The organism is Bradyrhizobium sp. Kon37 (assembly GCF_055807535.1).
In genome coordinates this window covers 1-243 of the sequence record NZ_JBVVOY010000323.1, presented here as the reverse complement: position 1 = coordinate 243, position 243 = coordinate 1, and the positions used below count along the sequence as shown (strand labels likewise).

Below are 243 nucleotides of genomic sequence, written 5' to 3'. Positions count from 1 at the left end.
CCTGTTTATGAAGAACTGGGAAGAAGACGACGGTGAGGAATATTGCACAGCGGCAGCGGATCTGGCTGATGCCCAGGCTGTCTGCGACAAGCTCGGCATTGAACTGCACACCGTTAACTTTGCTGCCGAGTACTGGGACAACGTCTTCGAACTGTTCCTTGCCGAATATAAAGCCGGTCGCACGCCGAATCCGGATATTCTGTGCAACAAAGAGATCAAATTTAAAGCCTTCCTCGAATTTGC

General features: G+C 50.6%; 1 pseudogene. It reads left to right on the top strand.

Annotation, left to right across the window (positions count from 1 at the left end):
- Positions 1-243: pseudogene (locus tag AC0L3J_RS38335) on the top strand (hypothetical protein); the annotation flags it as partial.